Genomic DNA, 17595 nt, shown 5'->3' on the forward strand with positions numbered 1-17595 from the left:
GCGCCTGACGGTTCGGCGGTCCGGCGCGACCCCCGTGGCCGCCGGTGGGGACAATGCGGCCATGCGCGCGGCGAGACTCATCAGGCTGGTGCTGCTCCTGCAGAACCGACGGACCATGACGGCGGCCGAGTTGGCGGCGGAGCTGGAGGTGTCGGAGCGGACGGTCGTCCGGGACGTCGCCGCGCTCGGCGAGGCCGGGGTCCCGGTGTACGCGGAGCGGGGCCGGGCGGGCGGGTACCGCCTGATCGGGGGGTACCGCACCCGGCTGACGGGGATGGGCCGCAGCGAGGCGGAGGCGCTGTTCCTCTCGGGGGTGCCCGCGGTCCTGCGCGACCTGGGCCTGGCGGACGCCGCCTCGGCGGCGGGGCTGAAGGTGCTGGCGGCGCTGCGGCCCGAGCTGGGCGACGCGCGCCGCAGCGTGGCCCAGCGCTTCCACCTGGACGCACCCGGCTGGTGGCAGGAGCCGACGACGCCCGCGCCGCTGGCCGAGCTGGCCCGTGCGGTGTGGGCCGACCGCCGTGTCACGGTGCGCTACGGGCGGCCCGGTGGCGCGGTGGTGCGCGAGCTGGAGCCCTACGGGCTCGTGCTGAAGGCGGGCGTGTGGTATCTGGCCGCCCGGGTCGCCGAGAAGTTCCGCGTCTACCGGGTGGACCGCGTGGTGGCCGTCGAGCCGGGCGAGGCGTTCACCCGGGAGGAGGAGTTCGACCTCCCGGCGTTCTGGGAAGAGCACGCCGCCGCGTTCGCCCGCTCGCTGCTGCGCGAGGAGGTCGTCGTCCGGCTGACCGAGGCGGGGGCGCGACGGCTGCGGCACGTGCACGGGGACCGCGCGGCGGCGGAGGAGGCGCTGGCCCGCGCGGCCCCGGCCGGCGCCTCCCCGGACGGCGGGGTGACGATCACCCTGCCGGTGGAGTCGCAGGAGGTGGCGTACACCCAGTTGCTCGCACTCGGCCCGGAGGCGGAGGTGCTGGCCCCGCCCGCCCTGCGCGCCCGCTTCGCGCGAGCGGCCCGCACGATGGCCGCCCACTACCACCCCTGACGCCCGCCCCCAGCGCGGCGACACCGCCCCGGAGCGCCCCGGGCACCCCGCGCGCCCGGGGCACCGCCCGCGTCTGGTGCCGGGCGCGGCGTCGGCCGGGCGCGGCGTCGGCCGGGTGCCGGCACCGTCCGCGTCGTCATCCGCCGGGCCGGGCCCCGGCCTCGACGGGGGCGAGTGTCAGCGGTGGGGCACGGGCGACGGCCGCACTGCGGCTCCCGACGCCCGGTGCCGGGCGCCGCCCCGCCGCTTTGGGCGTCGCCCCGGCAACGCGTGCGCCGCCCCGTCGGCCCGCGCCCCGGTGAGGCGGCCCTCGGCGGCGGGGCGCAGCCGACGGTCGCGCCGCGGAAGGCCGGCGCCGGTCCGGGCGTGGTGGCACCGGCCCCGGGCGCGTCGTGCCCGGCCCGCTCCGGGCCGCCGCCACCGCCGGGGCCCGCGCCGCACCGCGGCTGACGGGGGCTCCGGCGGGTGCGGGCGCGGGTCAGCGGTAGTCCAGGGGGTCGGCGCGGCGTCCGGCGTCCGTGTCGCGGAGGTAGCTCCAGGCGTCCGGGCGGGAGCCGTCCGTGTCGGTGAAGCCGTACTCCCTGGCGAGCCGGCCGCTGGAGAGCGAGCGGCCGTTGAACCGGGCGACGTCGGGGTCCGCGGCGAGCGCCACCAGGGCGCGGGCGACGTAGACGGGCGACTCGGAGATGCCGAACTCGGGTGTGGTCGCGAGGGCCTCGCGCCAGGTCTCCTCGGTGACGCGGAAGTGCGTGTCCAGCATGGTCTCCGACCGCAGCCAGCCGGGGGTGAGGGCCACCGCGGTCGCCCCGTGCGGGGCCAGCTCCTGGCCCAGCGCGTAGGCGACGCGCAGCGGGCCGTTCTTGGCCAGGTCGTAGTAGAGCGGCTCGCGGTAGCGGCGGTTGTACTCGGCGGTGCCGTCCGTCACCTCCACCACCAGCCCGCCGGGGTGCCGGATGAGCAGCGGTACGGCGTGGTGGCTGGTGACCAGGTGGCTCTCGACGCCCAGCCGCACGGCCCGCAGGCCCATGGCGAGGTCGTGCTCCCACATGGGCTTGCCCCACTGCACGAGGTGGTCGCCGCCCCAGATGTCGTTGACGAGCACGTCCAGCCGGCCCTGCTCGTGGTCGACGCGCTCGACGAGCGCCGCCACCTGCTCGGGCACCAGGTGGTCGGTGGGCACGGCGATGCCCGTGCCCCCGGCCGCCTCCACCAGCTCCGCCGTCTCCTCGATCGTCTCGCTGGCGCGGCCGACCTCGCTGACCCGCTCGCGGGTGGTGCGGCCGCTGGCGTAGACCGTGGCCCCGGCCCGGCCCAGTTCCACGGCCATCGCCCGTCCGGCCCCGCGCGTGGCCCCGGCCACCAGCGCCACCCGGCCCGCCAGCGGCCGTTCCGCGGCGGCCTCCGCGTCCTCTCGGTTCACTCGGCCTTCCCGGCTCTCTCGGCCTTCCCGGCTCTCTCGCGTCGTCATCGACCGCTCCCGTTCCCTCGTCGGCGTACGCGCTCACGCTCACAGCCAAACCCGACATCTGCTGTCGTGTTTCCGCGCGGGTTCGCCCGGCCGGGGGAGTGCGTGTGCGCGCGGGCGGGCCGGGGCGGATGCTGGTCCCGTGACGTTGCACGAGGACGAGTTCTGGGAGCTGATCGACAGCACCCGCGAGGCCGCCGACGGGGACCCGGACGACCACGCGGAGCTGCTCGTCGAACGGCTGACCCAGCTCGACCCGGAGACGGTCACCGACTTCGCCCGCCACTTCGAGGCCCGCTACCAGCGCGCCTACCGCTGGGACGTGTGGGGGGCGGCCTGGGTGCTGCTCGACGGAGCCAGCGACGACGTGTTCGACGCGTTCCGGTGCTGGCTCATCGGCCAGGGCCGCGCGGTGTTCGAAGGCGCGCTGCACCAGGACCCGGACGCCCTCGCGGAGCTGCTGGAGGACTTCGACCCGGAGGTCGACGGGGAGGCGGAGGAGCTGGGCTACGCGGCGGACGAGGCGTACGAGGCGCTGCTGGGCGGCGAGCTGCCCGAGCTGGGCCTGGCCGAGCCGCCGCCCGAGCCGGTCGGCACCCCGCTGGCCTTCGAGGACGCGCGCGTGCTCGCGGAGCGCTTCCCCCGGCTGTGGGCCCGCTTCCGCGGCTGACGCCCGGGACGCGAGGATGGGCGCATGCGCATCGCGATCACCGGTTCCTCCGGCCTCATCGGTTCAGCCCTCGCACGCTCGCTGCGCCCCGAGGGGCACGAGATCGTCCGGCTCGTGCGGCGCCCGGCCGCGTCCGGGGACGAGGTGACGTGGAACCCCGCGCGCGGTCACGTCGACGCCGCCGGTCTGGCCGGCGTCGAGGCCGTGGTGCACCTGGCGGGCGCGGGCGTGGGCGACCGCCGGTGGACGGCGGCGTACAAGCGGGAGATCCGGGACAGCCGGGTCCTGGGCACCCGGGCGCTGGCCGGGGCCCTCGCCGCGCTGGAGACCCCGCCGCGCGTGCTGGTGTGCGCGAGCGGGATCAGCTACTACGGCGACACCGGCACGCGCGCCGTGGACGAGAGCGCCCCGCCGGGCACCGGGTTCCTGGCGGACGTGTGCCGGGAGTGGGAGGCGGCGGCCGAGCCCGCCCGGCGGGCCGGGGTGCGCACGGTGCACGCGCGCACCGGGATGGTCGTCTCCGGGGCGGGCGGTGCCTGGGGGCGGCGCCTGCTGCCGCTGTTCCGGGCGGGGCTCGGCGGCCGGCTGGGTGACGGGCGGCAGTTCTGGAGCTTCATCGCCCTGCACGACCACATCGCGGCGCTGCGGCACCTGCTCGCCGCTGACGGGCTCGACGGCCCGGTCAACCTCACCGCCCCCGAGCCCGCCACCAACCGGGAGGTGACGGCGGCGCTGGGCCGGGTGCTGCGGCGCCCGACCCTGGCGACGGCACCGGCGCCCGCGCTGCGGCTGGTGCTCGGCGACTTCGCGCAGGAGGTGCTGGCCAGCACCCGGGTACTGCCGCGGCGGCTGCTGGAGAGCGGGTTCGCCTTCGCCTGCCCGCGCATCGAGGACGCGGTACGGGCGGCGGCGTCCCCCACGGCACGGTAGGCCGCCCCACGCGGCGGCGCGGTGGAAGACGCCGGACGTGGCCAGGCGGACGGAACCAGGCGGACGGGGGCGGGGCGCACGGGGGCGGCGGGCCGCGGCGCATGCGCGACCGGTGTGCGACCGTGCACTCCACGTGCGCGCGTCCGGTGAAGGCGGGCCGTCCGTAGGGTCGGGAGCGGTGAAGCTTTGGCCACGCCGTGGGGGGGCATGAGCGGTACAGCGCCACCGTTCGAACAGCTCAGGTAAGGCTTTCGACCTCGGGAGGGCCCGTGTTCGGCACCGCACCCACACGTCGCACGACTGACGCGGACGTCGTCGTCATCGGAGCCGGCCTGGCCGGGCTGGCGGCCGCCCGGCACCTGACCGGGGCCGGGCTCACGGTCACGGTGCTGGAGGCGGCCGAGCGCGTCGGCGGCCGGATGGCCACCGAGGACCTGTCGGGCTACCGGCTGGACGGAGGCGGCCAACTGCTGTGCGCCGACTGGCCGGAGCTGCGCACCAGCCCCGGCCTGGCGGAGCTGGAGCTGCGCCCCTTCGCGCCCGGCGTCGCCATCCGGGGCGGCGGACACACGGTGCGGATCAGCGGGGCCCGGTCGGTGCGGCTCGGCGGCCCCGGCGGTGCCCGGCACCCGGCCCGGGCCCTGGGCACCGCGCTGGACGCGGCCCGGCTGCGCGGCCAGCTCGCCCGGCTGGCGGTCACCGAGCCGCACCGGCTGCGGGCCCGCCCCGAGCTGCCGGCGGCCCGGGCGCTGGTCACGCGCGGCATTCCGTTCCGCACGGTGGACACCCTGCTGCGTCCGCTGGTGGCCACCCTGCTCGGCGACCCGGAGCTGGAGACCTCCAGCCGGGTGACGGACCTGGCGCTGCGCGGCTTCGCCCGGCGCGGTCTGTCCCTGCCGGCCGGGGGCGCGGCGGCCGTGCCGGAGCTGCTGGCGGCGGGGCTGCCGCCGGGCACGGTGCGCACCTCGACGCGCGCGGTCGGGGTGTCGGCGAACGCGGTGGAGACCGAGGGGCGGGGCCGGTTCGGCTGCCGCGCGGTCGTCGTCGCGACCGGCGCGCGGGACGCGGCCCGCCTGCTGCCCGGGGTGCGGGTGCCGGCCTTCCACCCGGTGACGGTGCTGCACCACGCCGCGGACGCCGCACCCCCGGCCGCCGACCGCGTGCTCGTGCTGGACGGGGAGCGGCGCGGCCCCGTGACGTACACGATGGTGGCCTCGGCCGTCGACCCGTCCCGCGCGCGTCCGGGGCGCACGCTGGTCACCTCGGTCGTGCTGGGCGCGGCCGCCGCCGAGCCCCCCGCGGCGCTGGACCGCGCCGCACGTGCCCAACTGGCCGCGCTGCACGGCGTCGCGGCCGGGCGGTGGGACCTGCTGGCCGCCCGGCACCAGGCGGACGCCGTCCCGGCGATGCCCGCGCCGCACGACGCGCGGCGGGCGGTGCGGGTGCTGACGGGCCTGTACCTGTGCGGTGACCACCGGGACACCGGCACGCCCCAGGGGGCGTTGCGCTCGGCCGCGCGGGCGGCGGACGCCGTCTGCCGCGACCTCGGCGTCCGGCTGCCGGCCGCGCGGGGCGGCACGCCGGGCGACGCCCTGCGCGCGGCCTGACGGACACGTTTCGGCCCTGACCGGAACCGGCGGGCTCCGCATGGCCAAGTTCCGCTTATTGTTCGAGCATGTTCGAGTTGCGACACCTGCGCACGTTCCAGGAGGTCATCCGGACCGGCTCCTACACGGCAGCGGGCCGGGCGCTGGGCTATACCCAGCCCGCGATCACCCAGCAGGTCAGAGCGCTGGAGCGCAGTGTCGGGTCGCCGCTCTTCGTACGCGCCGGTCGCCGCATGCGGTTGACGGAAGCGGGTGAGGCACTGGCCCGGCACGCCGGGGCGATCCTCGACGGTATGGTCGTCGCGCAGCAGCAGCTCGCCGCGCTGCGACGCCTGGAAGCCGGGCACGTGCGGGTCTGCGCCTTCCCGAGCGCGAGCGCGACCCTGGTGCCGGAGGCACTGGCCCGGCTGGCGCACGACCATCCGGGTGTGCGGGTCGCGTTGCAGGAGGACGAGCCCCCCGACTCACTGCACCGCGTGGTGCGTGGCGAGGCCGACATCTCCCTCGCGTTCACCTATCCAGGGCTGCACGAACAGGTGCCGCCCGGTCTGGTGGAGATACCGCTCATGGAGGACCAGCTGACGGTTCTGCTGCCCGCGGACCATCCCCTGGCACGGCGCCGGGCGGTACGCCTGGCCGACCTGTCCGACGCGCGGTGGATCACCGGATGCGTACGGTGCCGCGCCAACTTCCTGCACGAGTGCGGCGAACTGGGTATCACCCCGGACATCGCGTTCACCACGGACGACAACCTGGTGGTGCAGAGCCTGGTCGCCGAGGGACTCGGTATCGCCATGATGCCGGGACTCGTGCTGTCCTTCCTGGTGCACCGCAAGGTGGTGGGCCGGGCGCTGGACCCGCCCACACGCCGCCACATCTCCGCCTACGTGCTGCGCGAGCACCTGGAGACACCGGCCACGGCTCTGGTGCTGCGGGAGTTGCGGACGGTCGCGGAGAACCGCGTCGGCTGCTGAGGTCCAATCCATAAGCACATGCAGGGGAAGGGCGAAGAAACCCTCGTTGGACATGATAGGCGCGGCGCGGTGACGCTGCCCGCATGGTTCCTCCCCCTCCCTCCACCACGCTCGACACCGCCCCCCCGCCGCCGGTGACCGACCGGCTCACGGCACTGGTCGAGGACGTCCGCGCCGCCGTGCGTCTCGGGTCGCCCCCGGACGTCACCGCCCACCTCGTCGGCGAGAAGCTGGCACCCCACCTCGGTGCCGCGGACCTGCTGACACCCGCGCAGTGCCAGGGCGATCCCGACCACTACCGCCAGCACCTGCTGCACGCCGAGAGCGACGGCAGCTTCTCGCTCGTCGCGCTGGTGTGGCTGCCCCGCCAGTGCACGCCCGTGCACGACCACGTCTCCTGGTGCGTCACCGGCGTCCACGCCGGTGAGGAGCACGAGCGGCGCTACCAACTGCTGCCCGCCTCCGGACCCGGTGGGAGCGCGCGCCTGGTGGCCACCGAGGACGTGGTGAACAGGCGCGGCGCGGTGTGCGGTTTCGCCCCTCCCGGCGACATCCACCGCGTGCGCAACGGGGGGGCGCGGCGAGCCATATCCCTGCACGTCTACGGCGCGGACGTCTCCCGCCTCGGCTCCAGCGTGCGCCGCGTCTACACCCTCCCCGCCGACGACGTACCGGCCGGCGCAACGCCGACCGACCGCTGATGGCGGCCCTCGGCACCCGGCACGGGCGCGGCTCCGCGGGACGACCGTCCGCCCGACCCCGCGTGGTACGGCTGCCGCACGGACGGCCCGGCGGGGCGGGTCCGGTGCCCGGGCTCGCTCTCGTCGGGGGCGGGGTGGCCGCGGCGTGGGGCGCGCACCTGCTCTTCCCCGCGCTCCCCGTACTGACGGCGGCGATCGCGCTGGGCATCGCCGTCGCGCACCTGCCGCGGCTGCGCGGGTTCGTGCGGAGGCGCGGACGCCCGGGACTGGCGCTGGCCGGGCGGCGGCTGATGCGGGCCGGGGTGGTTCTGCTCGGCCTCGAGCTGAGCCTGGGCACCGTGCTGGGTCTCGGCTGGGCGACAACGGCCATGGTCCTCGTCGTCGTCGTCGCGACGTTCGGCGGCACGCTGTGGCTGGGCCGACGGGCCGGGCTGCCCGGTGACCAGCCGCTGCTCGTGGCCACCGGCTACGCGATCTGCGGGGCGTCGGCCATCGCGGCGGTCAGTGAGGGGCGGCGCAGTGACGACCGGGACGTGGCCGCCTCCGTCGCGCTGGTGACGCTGTGCGGCACGCTGGCGATCGCCGTCCTGCCACTGCTGCACGCTCCCCTCGGGCTGACGGACGCCGCGTTCGGACGCTGGGTCGGCGCCAGTGTCCACGACGTCGGGCAGGTGGTGGCCACCGCGCAGACCGCCGGTGACGCGGCGCTGACCGACGCGGTGCTGGTGAAGCTGATGCGTGTGGTCATGCTGGCCCCGCTGGCGGCCGTGGTGGCCGTGGTGGGTGTGTCAGCGGCGCGGCGACGCGCGCAAGGAGGGCACGGCGGCGGGGCGCGGCGGCGTCCACCGCTGGTACCGCTGTTCGTGGCCGGTTTCCTCGCCCTGGCCGCGCTGCGCAGCACCGGCCTGTTGCCGCCCGGTCTGCTGGACGCCGCCGCGGGGCTGCGGGAAGTGCTGTTGGCTGCGGCCCTCTTCGGTCTCGGCACCGGCGTCCACCTGCCCTCGCTGGCCCGCACCGGCTGGCGCCTCGCCGCCCTCGGCACCACCGCCTGGGTGATCGTCGCGGGCGCGGCCTACGTGGGCGTGCTGCTGACGACGTGACGCGGACGCCGCCCTCTCCGGCGGCCGCCCACCGCCTTCGCACGAGGTGCCCGCCCCGAGCCGTGGCCGTGGTACCCACCGGTACCACGGCCACGGCTCGGGGCGCCGGACGGTGCCGCCGCGCGGCCGAACCGGTCGGCGCGGCGTGAGAGGGTCGGCGCATGGGTGTGGGACGGGAGACGGGGGCGGCGCTGGGCGTGCTGGCGGCCGCCCAGGTGGCGAAGGCGCGGCTGGCGCCGGGGCCGGGGAACGCGGTGTCGGTGGTGGCCACCGCCGCGCTCGCCGGGGTGGCCAGGCGCGCGGGCCTGACGCGGGCGCAGGTGGGGCTCGGCGCGGACGGGCTCGCGCGGGGCGCGCGGCACGGGGCGGTGGCGGCCTGCTGCGTGGCCGGGGCCTACGCGTGCGGCACGGTGCTCCCCGCGACGCGCGCCCTGTTCGCGGACCGGCGGGCGGCGCCCGACCTGCCCGGGCTGCTCCGGCAGGCGCTGCTCGACGTCCCGGTGGGCACGGTGCTGCTGGAGGAGGCGGCGTTCCGGGGCGTGCTGCCCGCCCTGCTGGCGCGGCGCTGGGGCACGCGGCGCGCGGACGCGGTGGCCGCCGCGCTCTTCGGGCTGTGGCACGTGGCGCCGTCGGCCGCGCTGGTCGAGGCGAACCCGGCGCTGGCGCGGGCGAGCGCGGCGGGCGTCCCGGCGGGGTCCGGCGCCGCGCGGTGGGCGACGGCGGCGGGCAACGTCGCCGCCGGAGCGCTCGGCGGGCTGGCCCTCGGCGCGCTGCGGCGGCGCGGCGGCCTGCTCGCCCCGGCGCTGGCGCACACCGCGCTCAACGCGTTCGGCTTCGTGGCCGCTCATCTGGTGGGCCGGGCGCGGCGCGAAGCTGCTCGGTGAGGACGCGCGCCAGCTCGCGTGCCGCCCGGGGCGGGGAGACGTCGGCGCGGTGGGCCACGCAGACGGTGCGGCGCAGGCCCGGCGGGGCCAGCGGGGTGGTGCGCAGCCCCGAGCGGTCGGCCACCATGCGCGGCACCACGGCGAGGCCCAGCCCGGCGCGCACGAAGCCGAGCACGGCGTCCATCTCGCCGCCCTCGACGCTGAACCGGGGCTCGAACCCGGCGGCGCGGCACGCCGCGAGGGTCAGCTCCCGCAGGTCGTAGCCGTGCCGGAACATCACCAGCGGGGTGTCGCGCAGGTCGGCCACGCGCAGGGCACCGTCGGCGGGCGCGGGCTCGCCCGGCGCGGAGACCACCACCAGCTCCTCGTGCAGCAGCTCCGTGGTGGCCAGCGCGGGCGCCTGGCCGGGCAGCGGCGTGATGACGAGCGCCAGGTCCAGCTCGCCGGCGGCCAGCACGCCGACCAGGTCCCGGGAGCCGCCCTCGTGCACCGCGAGTTCCACGCCCGGGTAGCGGTCGCGGAACAGGCGCAGCACGTCCGGCACGACGCTCGTGCACAGGCTGGGCGGCGCGCCGAGCCGGACCCGGCCGCGTCTCAGCCGGGCGACCTCCTGCACCTCCCGCCGCGCGGTGTCGGCGTCGGCGAGGATGCGGCGGGCGAGCGGCAGCAGCGCCTCCCCCGCGTCGGTGAGCCCGATGTGGCCCCTGGCCCGGTGGAACAGCTCGGTGCCCAGCTCCCGTTCCAGCGCGCGGATCTGCTGGGACAGGGAGGGCTGGGCGACGTGCTCGCGCTGGGCGGCACGGGTGAAGTGCCGGGTCTCGGCGACGGCGGCGAAGTACCGGAGCTGCTGGAGCTGCATGGCGCCAAGCCTAGACGGCTCCATAGGCCGACCCTATGGTAATCAGCCACACTATGTCTTGGACGGATCACCCGGGGCGCTCCTACCGTCGCAGGCATGGCAACGGCGACGAAGCCCCCGCGACGGACGGCGGCGGCACGGGCAGCGCGAGCGGCACGGGCCGCGCGGACGGCACGGGCGCGGCGGACGGCGCAAGCGGCCGGAGGCGGGGCGGCCGGAGGCGGGGCGGCCGGAGCACGGCCGGCGGACGCGGCACGGCACGCCGAGGGTGGGCGGCCGCCCTCCCCGGTGCGCCTGGTGTGGCGCTCGACGGTCGGCAAGAAGGCGGTCATGGCCGTCACCGGCGCCGTCATGCTGGCGTACCTGGTGGCGCACATGCTGGGCAACCTGAAGATCTTCTTCGGCCCCGAGGAGTTCAACGGCTACGCGCACTGGCTGCGCACGATCGGAGCGCCGGTGCTGCACCACGGGTGGTTCCTGTGGCTGCTGCGCGCCGGGCTGCTGACGGCCGTGGTGCTGCACGGCGTCGCCGCGTACCAGCTCACCCGGCGCGCCCGGGCCGCCCGCCCGGTGCGGTACGCCCACCGCCGCGCCCGCACCGACTACGCCACCCGCACCATGCGCTGGGGCGGCGTCATCCTCGCCCTGTTCGTCGTGTGGCACCTGCTGGACCTGACGACCGGCACGGTGAACCCGCACGGGCGGCCCGGGCAGTCCTACCAGAACGTCGTCGCCACGTTCGGCACGTGGTACGGCAACGCCGTCTACGGCGTCGCCATGCTCGCGCTGGGCCTGCACGTGCGCCACGGCCTCCTCGCCGCCGCCCGCTCGCTCGGGCTGGCCGGCGCCCGGGCCGAGCGGGCGCTGCGGGCCACCGGCACCGGGCTGGCGCTCGCGCTGACCGCCGGATTCCTCGTCGTCCCCGTCGCCGTCATGACCAAGGTGGTGAGCTGACATGCCGCAAGCCGAGCCGACACCCCCCTACGCCCGCTACCGCCTGGGCGAGCCCCTGGTGGACACCGCCGCGCCCGGCGGGCCGATCGCCGAGCGCTGGGACCGGCGGCGCTTCGAGGCCAAGCTGGTGAACCCGGCGGGCAGGCGCCGCCACACCGTCATCGTCGTCGGCACCGGGCTCGCCGGCGGCGCGGCCGGTGCGACGCTGGCCGAGCAGGGCTACCGCGTCGAGCAGTTCTGCTACCAGGACTCGCCGCGCCGGGCGCACTCCATCGCCGCGCAGGGCGGCATCAACGCGGCCAAGAACTACCGCAACGACGGCGACTCCGTGTGGCGGCTGTTCCACGACACCGTCAAGGGCGGCGACTTCCGCGCCCGCGAGTCCAACGTGTACCGGCTCGCCCAGGTGTCGGTGGAGATCATCGACCAGTGCGTCGCCCAGGGCGTGCCGTTCGCCCGCGAGTACGGCGGCCTGCTGGACACCCGCTCCTTCGGCGGCGTCCAGGTCTCGCGCACCTTCTACGCGCGCGGGCAGACCGGGCAGCAGTTGCTGCTGGGCGCGTACCAGGCCCTCGCGCGCCAGATCGCCGCCGGCAACGTCACGATGCACGCGCGCACCGAGATGCTGGACCTCGTCGTGGTGGACGGCCGGGCCCGGGGCATCGTCGCCCGCGACCTGGTGACCGGGCGCGTCGACACCTACCTCGCGGACGCCGTCGTCCTGGCCACCGGCGGCTACGGCAACGCCTTCCACCTGTCCACCAACGCCAAGAACTCCAACGCCACCGCGATCTGGCGCGCGCACCGGCGCGGCGCGTACTTCGCCAACCCCTGCTTCACCCAGATCCACCCGACCTGCATCCCGCGCTCCGGCGACCACCAGTCCAAGCTCACCCTGATGAGCGAGTCGCTGCGCAACGACGGCCGGATCTGGGTACCCAGGGCCGCGGGCGACACCCGCCCGCCGGACCGCATACCGCAGGACGAACGCGACTACTACCTCGAACGCCTCTACCCCGCGTTCGGCAACCTCGTCCCGCGCGACATCGCCTCCCGGGCCGCGAAGAACGTCTGCGACGAGGGCCGCGGCGTCGGCCCCGGCGGGCAGGGCGTCTACCTCGACTTCGCCGACGCCATCGCCCGCCTGGGCCGCGAGGCCGTCACCCGCCGGTACGGCAACCTCTTCGAGATGTACCAGCGCATCACCGCCGAGGACCCCTACCGGGTGCCGATGCGCATCTACCCGGCCATCCACTACACGATGGGCGGGCTGTGGGTGGACTACGACCTCCAGACCACCGTGCCGGGCCTGTTCGCCATCGGGGAGGCCAACTTCTCCGACCACGGCGCCAACCGGCTCGGCGCCTCCGCGCTCATGCAGGGCCTGGCCGACGGCTACTTCGTCCTGCCGCCCGCGCTCGGCGACTACCTGGCCCGGCTGCCGCGCGACGCCTCGTGGGCGGTGGACGCCGACCACCCGGCCGTCCACGACGCCGTGTTCGCCGTCACCGACCGGCAGTACGCGCTGCTGTCCAACAACGGCGACCGCACGGCCGACTCCTTCCACCGCGAACTGGGCGCGCTGCTGTGGGACACGTGCGGCATGGCCCGCGACGCCGACGGGCTGCGCCGCGCGCTGGAGCGCATCCCCGCGCTGCGCGCGGAGTTCTGGCGCCGGGTGCGGGTGCCCGGCAGCGGCACCGCGCTCAACCAGGCACTGGAGCGGGCCGGGCGTGTCGCCGACCACCTGGAGCTGGCCGAGCTGATGTGCCTGGACGCGCTGCACCGCACCGAGTCCTGCGGCGGGCACTTCCGGGTCGAGAGCCAGACACCGCACGGCGAGGCGGCCCGCCGCGACGCGGAGTTCGCCTACGTCGCCGCCTGGGAGTTCACCGGCACCGGCCGCGCCCCCGTCCTCCACCGCGAGGAGCTGACCTTCGAGCACGTCCACCCCACCCAGCGGAGTTACACATGAGGCTCACCCTGCGCGTCTGGCGCCAGTCCGGGCCCGAGGCCCCCGGGCACCTGGCCGAGTACGAGGTCGACGGCCTCAGCGCGGACATGTCGTTCCTGGAACTGCTGGACGTGCTCAACGAGCGCCTCGCGCTGGGCGGCGAGGAGCCCGTCGCCTTCGACCACGACTGCCGGGAGGGCATCTGCGGCGCCTGCGGCATGGTCGTGAACGGCCGGGCGCACGGGCCCGAGCCCACCACGGCCTGCCAGCTCCACCTGCGCTCCTTCGCCGACGGCGAGGTGGTCGACGTCGAGCCGTGGCGGGCGGCGGCGTTCCCCGTCGTCAAGGACCTCGTCGTGGACCGCTCCGCGCTCGACCGCGTCATCGGCGCCGGCGGCTACGTCACCGCGCCCACCGGCAGCGCGCCCGAGGCCCACGCCACGCCCGTCCCGGCCGCCGACGCGGAGCGGGCCTTCGCGGACGCGGCCTGCATCGGCTGCGGGGCGTGCGTGGCGGCCTGCCCGAACGGTTCGGCGGCGCTGTTCACGGCCGCCAAGGTCAACCACCTGAACACGCTGCCGCAGGGCGCTCCCGAGGCGGACCGTCGGGTGCTGTCCATGGTCTCCGCGATGGACGCCGAGGGCTTCGGCGGCTGCACCAGCGCCGGAGAGTGCGCACGCGCCTGCCCGGCGGGCATCCCGCTCCCCACCATCGCCGCGATGAACCGCGCCTACCTCCGCGCCACCCGCCGCCCCTGAACCCCGCGCCCGCGAGCGGACCTCGCCGGGGGGCGCGTGGGTCAGGGGGAGGTGGGTGGGGGCGGGCGGGGGGTGGGGTGTTCGCGCGCAGGGCGTCGCTCGCGGCGAGCGGGCCGGGCGCCGTCGCGGCGGGGGCGGTGAGCGCGGCGGTGACCGCGGGCGGCATCGCCTCTGGTACGAGCAGGCCGCGCGTCACCGCGGTGGCCAGCGTGTGCCACAGGCCCGCCCGGCGCAGCATCGCGTGGTCGCTGCCGGTCAGGACGACGCCGCAGGCGGAGGCCCCGGCGTCCCGGGCGCGCGCCACGAGGGACCAGGTGCCGCCCGGGTCGGTCACGCGGTCGCCCGCGTCGTGCAGCAGGACCAGCCGCCGGTCGGCCAGGTGTTCGACCGGCTCCCCGGCCGGACACCACGGCGCCAGGCCGACGACGCCGCGCACGCCCGGGTGGGCCGCGAGGCGCAGGGCGGCCCGGCCGCCCATCGAGTGGCCGACGAGCACGACCGGCACCGGGCCCAGCCGCTCCACCAGCGACGCGAGCGCCGCCCCGGCGTCCCGCGCGGCGTCGGCCCGCTCCCCGTTCCAGCCCCGGTGCCGGTAGCGGACCTGCGCCACGGCCGGCCGCACGTCCGCGCAGGCACGGGCCACCGCGCGGACGAACGGACGCATCCGCAGCCCCGGCAGGTTGGGCCAGGGCGGTGCCTCCAGCGCCTCGGACCGGCCGCCGTGCAGGAACAGCACGAGCGCCCCGGGCCTGGGCGGGGAGGTGTAGAGGGCGTAACGGGGGTCGTCCACGTGCGGATGCCTGCCTTCTGCGACGGTGCCGACCCGGTGGGGCGGCACGGAAGCGGAGCCTCGGGCCGGTGCGGTCGCGGCAGCTCCGGCCGCCGGGGGCCGTCTGCCCGGAGCAGCCGCGGGCCGCCTACCCCGGAATGCGGGCCCCGCACGCTCCGGGCCGGGCCCGGCGCCCCTCACGGGAGCGGGGCGTCCTTTGCTGGGTGGTCGGCAAGGGGCCGGTCCGGCGCGCGGCGCAGCAGCCCCGCGACGGTCAGGGTGCCCCAGCCCACGGAGACGGCGACCGCGCCCCAGCGCCGGGTGCGGCCGGGGAGGGTGCTGCCGAGCAGCACGGCGTCCCCGAAGTCCGCCGCGGCGCGCAGCACGGCCGCCGTGCGCAGGGCCGCGTCACCCGGCGCCGCCAGCATCGCGAGCCCGCTGGCGGCGTCCCGCCAGGCCAGCGGGGTCAGTGCGATCGCCGTCGCCGGAGCGGTGTGGCCGGTGGCGTCCACCAGGCCGGAGGGGCGGGCGAGAAGTTGGGGGCGCGCGGTGACCAGCAGCCCGTAGGCGGCGGTCGCGGCCCCGACGAGCCTCAGCAGCTTGGCGTCCACGGCGGCGGCCTTTCGTCGGTCGGTCGATGCGTCGGGCGGTCTGGCGGTGCGGGCCGTCCGTCGGTGTGGTCCGCCCGTCAGCAGGGCCCGGGCAGCCGGTGGGGCGGGTCAGTCCGTGGGGCGGGCGGGCAGGTACTCGGGCAGCCCGGCGGTGGCGAACAGCTTCGGCCCGAAGAACGCGGCGACGTGCGAGACGCCCGCCCCGGTGAGCGTGAGCACCTGGAGGTGGAAGGGCCGGTACGTGCCGTCCTCCCCGCGCATGTAGAGCCCGAAGGCCGGCTGCCCGTTCATCCGCGTGGCCACCAGGCGCATGTCGCCGGGGCCGCCGGGGCAGCGGGTGTCGATGAGCTCGCCTATGACGGCCGGGCCCTGGTACCAGCCGGTGAACGGCGGCATCTCCCAGACGGCCTCCTGGCTGAACAGCTTGACGATCTCCGCCACGTCCTTGACCTCGAAGGCGGCCACGTAGCGGTCGAGCAGCTCGCGCTGCTCCGCCGCGGTGGGCTCCACGACGGTGTCCTCCGTCGGCGCCGTCTGCCTGAGCTGGGCCCGGGCCCGCTGGAGCGCGCTGTTGACCGAGGCGACCGAGGTGTCCAGCAGCTCGGCGACCTCCGCCGCGCGCCACTTGAGCACCTCCCGCAGCAGCAGGACGGCGCGCTGCTTGGGCGGCAGGTGCTGCAAGGCCGCGACGAACGCCAGCCGGATGCTCTCCCGCCCGGTGACGACGGACGCCGGGTCCGCCCCGGCCGCGCCGACCAGGGCGTCCGGGACCGGCTCCAGCCACGGCACCTCGCGCCGCTCCACCAGCTCGTCGCCCGGGTCCGCGCTCGGCGCGCCGAGGCCGGTGGGCAGCGGGCGCCTGGCGCGGCTCTCCAGCGCGTCCAGACAGGTGTTCGTGGCGATGCGGTGCAGCCACGTCCGCATGGAGGAGCGGCCCTCGAACTTCTCGTACGCCCGCCAGGCGCGCAGGTACGTCTCCTGCACCAAGTCCTCGGCGTCGTGCACCGAGCCCAGCATGCGGTAGCAGTGCGCGAGCAGCTCGCGCCTGAACGGGTCCGCCAGCCGGGGGAAATCCTCGCTGACCTGGTGTTCTGCCATGGCGTCGCCCTCCCGTCGCCCAAGCCTTTCCGCCTGTCGGCCATCCTCGCAGAAGGCACTGACAACGGCTTCCCGGCGACGGGGCCCCCTCCCCGGCGCCCGGACCCGGGCAGCGGACCCGGGCACCGCGACGAGCTACCGCGGCGGCGAGAGCGATGGCGACGCCGACCGCGGTGGACGTCGGCTACGGCAGCGGTGCGCCCCGGGCGGTGGTCCACAGCGCGTACCACTCCTCGTGGGTGAGGTCGGGCTCTCGGAGTGCGGCGTCCGCGCAGGCGCGGACGCGCTCGGGGCGGGCGGTGCCGACCACGGGGGCGATGCGCGCGGGGTGGCGCTGGAGCCACCACAGGACGATCGCCTCCGGGGTCGTCCCCTTGCGCTCGGCCAACGCGGTGACCAGGCGCGCCGTGGCCTCCTCGGACGGCGTGCCGGGCCGACCGGTGAAGCGGCCCTGGGCGAGCGCGCCCCACGCCTGGAGCCGCAGGCCGTGCGCCACGCAGTGCTCGACCGTGCCGTGCGGGAAGCCCACCTCGGCGGCGGCCGGGGTGTTGACCAGCACCCCGGACTCCAGCCAGTCCCGCCGGTGCAGGCTCAGTTCGAGCTGGTTGGCGACGAGCGGCACGTCCAGGTGCGCCTGGAGGAGCGCGATCTGCGGCCCGCTCATGTTGGAGACGCCGAAGCGCCGCACCAGTCCCTGGCGGTGCAGCGTGTGCAGCGCGGCGGCGACGTCGGCCGGGTCGGCCAGGGGGTCCGGGCGGTGCAGCAGCAGCACGTCGACGGCGTCGGTGCGCAGCCGGGTGAGGCTTTCCTCGACGCGCCGCACGATGGTGGCGCCGCGCAGGTCGTATTGGCCGGGTCGGCCCGGTTCGGGCGGGCGGATGCCGCACTTGGTCTGCACGGTGACGCGCTCGCGCAGCCCCGGCGCCCGGGCCAGGACCTCGCCGAAGACGGCCTCCGCCTTGCCGTGGCGGTAGATGTCGGCGTGGTCGAAGGCGGTGATCCCGCTGTCGAGCGCGGCGCTGATCGCGGCCTCGGCGTGGTCGATGTCGGCGGGTCCGTAGGGCGTGGTGTCCCAGGCGCCGCCCAGACCCATGCAGCCGTACAGCACCCGCTCCCGCGCCCCGGCCGGGTCGCGCACGGCGCCGGACGCGGCGGCCGGACCGGACGCGGAGGCGCCCGCCGCGGAGGCGCCGGGCGGGGCGGACGGGGCGCCCGTGTCGGGCGC

At 76.8% G+C, this 17595-nt stretch carries 16 protein-coding genes and 1 pseudogene; 11 read left to right on the forward strand and 6 right to left on the reverse strand.

The window, feature by feature from the left end; genetic code table 11:
- The first annotated feature begins 61 nt into the window (after nucleotides 1–61).
- Entirely contained in the window at nucleotides 62–1036 is a 975-nt protein-coding gene (locus OSB71_RS02240; RefSeq protein WP_265943564.1) for a helix-turn-helix transcriptional regulator, read from the forward strand.
- A 478-nt stretch (nucleotides 1037–1514) separates the two neighbouring features.
- Here OSB71_RS02240 and OSB71_RS02245 read toward each other — a convergent pair whose 3' ends face one another.
- Nucleotides 1515–2456 (reverse strand): SDR family oxidoreductase, encoded by a 942-nt coding sequence (locus OSB71_RS02245; protein ID WP_265943565.1) that lies wholly within the window; start codon nucleotides 2454–2456, stop codon nucleotides 1515–1517.
- Nucleotides 2457–2649: 193 nt separating this feature from the next.
- Here OSB71_RS02245 and OSB71_RS02250 point away from each other — a divergent pair, with 193 nt between their 5' ends.
- The 7 genes from OSB71_RS02250 (at nucleotide 2650) to OSB71_RS02280 (ending at nucleotide 9367) form a co-directional block, all read left to right on the forward strand.
- On the forward strand, nucleotides 2650–3171 hold the full coding sequence (locus OSB71_RS02250; RefSeq protein WP_265943839.1) for a DUF4240 domain-containing protein: 522 nt from the start codon (nucleotides 2650–2652) through the stop codon (nucleotides 3169–3171).
- Between the two features lie 24 nt (nucleotides 3172–3195).
- Nucleotides 3196–4101 carry a TIGR01777 family oxidoreductase gene (locus tag OSB71_RS02255; protein ID WP_265943566.1) on the forward strand — a complete coding sequence of 302 codons (906 nt, stop codon included), beginning with the start codon at nucleotides 3196–3198 and terminating at the stop codon, nucleotides 4099–4101.
- A 269-nt stretch (nucleotides 4102–4370) separates the two neighbouring features.
- Nucleotides 4371–5708, forward strand: a complete 1338-nt coding sequence (locus OSB71_RS02260) for an FAD-dependent oxidoreductase (protein WP_265943567.1) — start codon at nucleotides 4371–4373, stop codon at nucleotides 5706–5708.
- Nucleotides 5709–5776: 68 nt separating this feature from the next.
- On the forward strand, nucleotides 5777–6682 hold the full coding sequence (locus OSB71_RS02265) for a LysR family transcriptional regulator (protein ID WP_265943568.1): 906 nt from the start codon (nucleotides 5777–5779) through the stop codon (nucleotides 6680–6682).
- Between the two features lie 83 nt (nucleotides 6683–6765).
- On the forward strand, nucleotides 6766–7383 hold the full coding sequence (locus tag OSB71_RS02270; protein WP_265943569.1) for a cysteine dioxygenase family protein: 618 nt from the start codon (nucleotides 6766–6768) through the stop codon (nucleotides 7381–7383).
- Complete coding sequence (locus tag OSB71_RS02275) at nucleotides 7383–8483, forward strand: YeiH family protein (protein WP_265943570.1); 1101 nt, start codon at nucleotides 7383–7385, stop codon at nucleotides 8481–8483. The genes OSB71_RS02270 and OSB71_RS02275 overlap by 1 nt, the downstream gene beginning before the upstream one ends.
- Nucleotides 8484–8644: 161 nt before the next feature.
- Nucleotides 8645–9367, forward strand: coding sequence for a CPBP family intramembrane glutamic endopeptidase (locus tag OSB71_RS02280; RefSeq protein ID WP_265943571.1), 723 nt, complete (start codon nucleotides 8645–8647; stop codon nucleotides 9365–9367).
- Here the strand turns inward: OSB71_RS02280 and OSB71_RS02285 are convergent.
- Nucleotides 9303–10226 (reverse strand): LysR family transcriptional regulator, encoded by a 924-nt coding sequence (locus OSB71_RS02285; RefSeq protein ID WP_265943572.1) that lies wholly within the window; start codon nucleotides 10224–10226, stop codon nucleotides 9303–9305. The two genes, OSB71_RS02280 and OSB71_RS02285, sit on opposite strands and share 65 nt — an antisense overlap.
- Before the next feature lie 297 nt (nucleotides 10227–10523).
- On the opposite strand from OSB71_RS02285, the gene OSB71_RS02290 reads away from it, so the two are divergent.
- From OSB71_RS02290 to OSB71_RS02300, 3 genes are read left to right on the forward strand one after another with little or no spacing between them, the layout of a single operon-like run.
- Nucleotides 10524–11180, forward strand: coding sequence for a succinate dehydrogenase cytochrome b subunit (locus OSB71_RS02290; protein WP_416237178.1), 657 nt, complete (start codon nucleotides 10524–10526; stop codon nucleotides 11178–11180).
- Between the two features lies 1 nt (nucleotide 11181).
- The gene (locus OSB71_RS02295) at nucleotides 11182–13155 is read left to right on the forward strand and encodes a fumarate reductase/succinate dehydrogenase flavoprotein subunit (protein WP_265943574.1); all 1974 of its coding nucleotides are present in this window, start codon (nucleotides 11182–11184) and stop codon (nucleotides 13153–13155) included.
- A complete protein-coding gene (locus OSB71_RS02300; protein WP_265943575.1) occupies nucleotides 13152–13892 on the forward strand; it encodes a succinate dehydrogenase/fumarate reductase iron-sulfur subunit in 741 nt (246 codons plus the stop codon). Before OSB71_RS02295 ends, OSB71_RS02300 begins: the two co-directional genes overlap by 4 nt.
- A gap of 238 nt (nucleotides 13893–14130) precedes the next feature.
- On the opposite strand, the pseudogene OSB71_RS02305 reads toward OSB71_RS02300, so the two are convergent.
- The 4 genes and pseudogenes from OSB71_RS02305 to OSB71_RS02320 form a co-directional block, all read right to left on the reverse strand.
- Nucleotides 14131–14556, reverse strand: a pseudogene (locus OSB71_RS02305) (alpha/beta fold hydrolase); the annotation flags it as partial.
- Nucleotides 14557–14858: 302 nt separating this feature from the next.
- The gene (locus OSB71_RS02310) at nucleotides 14859–15272 is read right to left on the reverse strand and encodes a hypothetical protein (protein WP_265943576.1); all 414 of its coding nucleotides are present in this window, start codon (nucleotides 15270–15272) and stop codon (nucleotides 14859–14861) included.
- A gap of 108 nt (nucleotides 15273–15380) precedes the next feature.
- Nucleotides 15381–16370: a sigma-70 family RNA polymerase sigma factor gene (locus OSB71_RS02315; protein ID WP_265943577.1), complete on the reverse strand. Its 990-nt coding sequence runs from the start codon at nucleotides 16368–16370 to the stop codon at nucleotides 15381–15383.
- 184 nt (nucleotides 16371–16554) lie between these two features.
- A complete protein-coding gene (locus OSB71_RS02320; RefSeq protein ID WP_502362172.1) occupies nucleotides 16555–17463 on the reverse strand; it encodes an aldo/keto reductase in 909 nt (302 codons plus the stop codon).
- Nucleotides 17464–17595: the final 132 nt, after the last annotated feature.

Origin of the sequence: Streptomyces marinisediminis (assembly GCF_026262575.1) — a bacterium.
Taxonomy (GTDB): Bacteria; Actinomycetota; Actinomycetes; order Streptomycetales; family Streptomycetaceae; genus Streptomyces; species Streptomyces marinisediminis.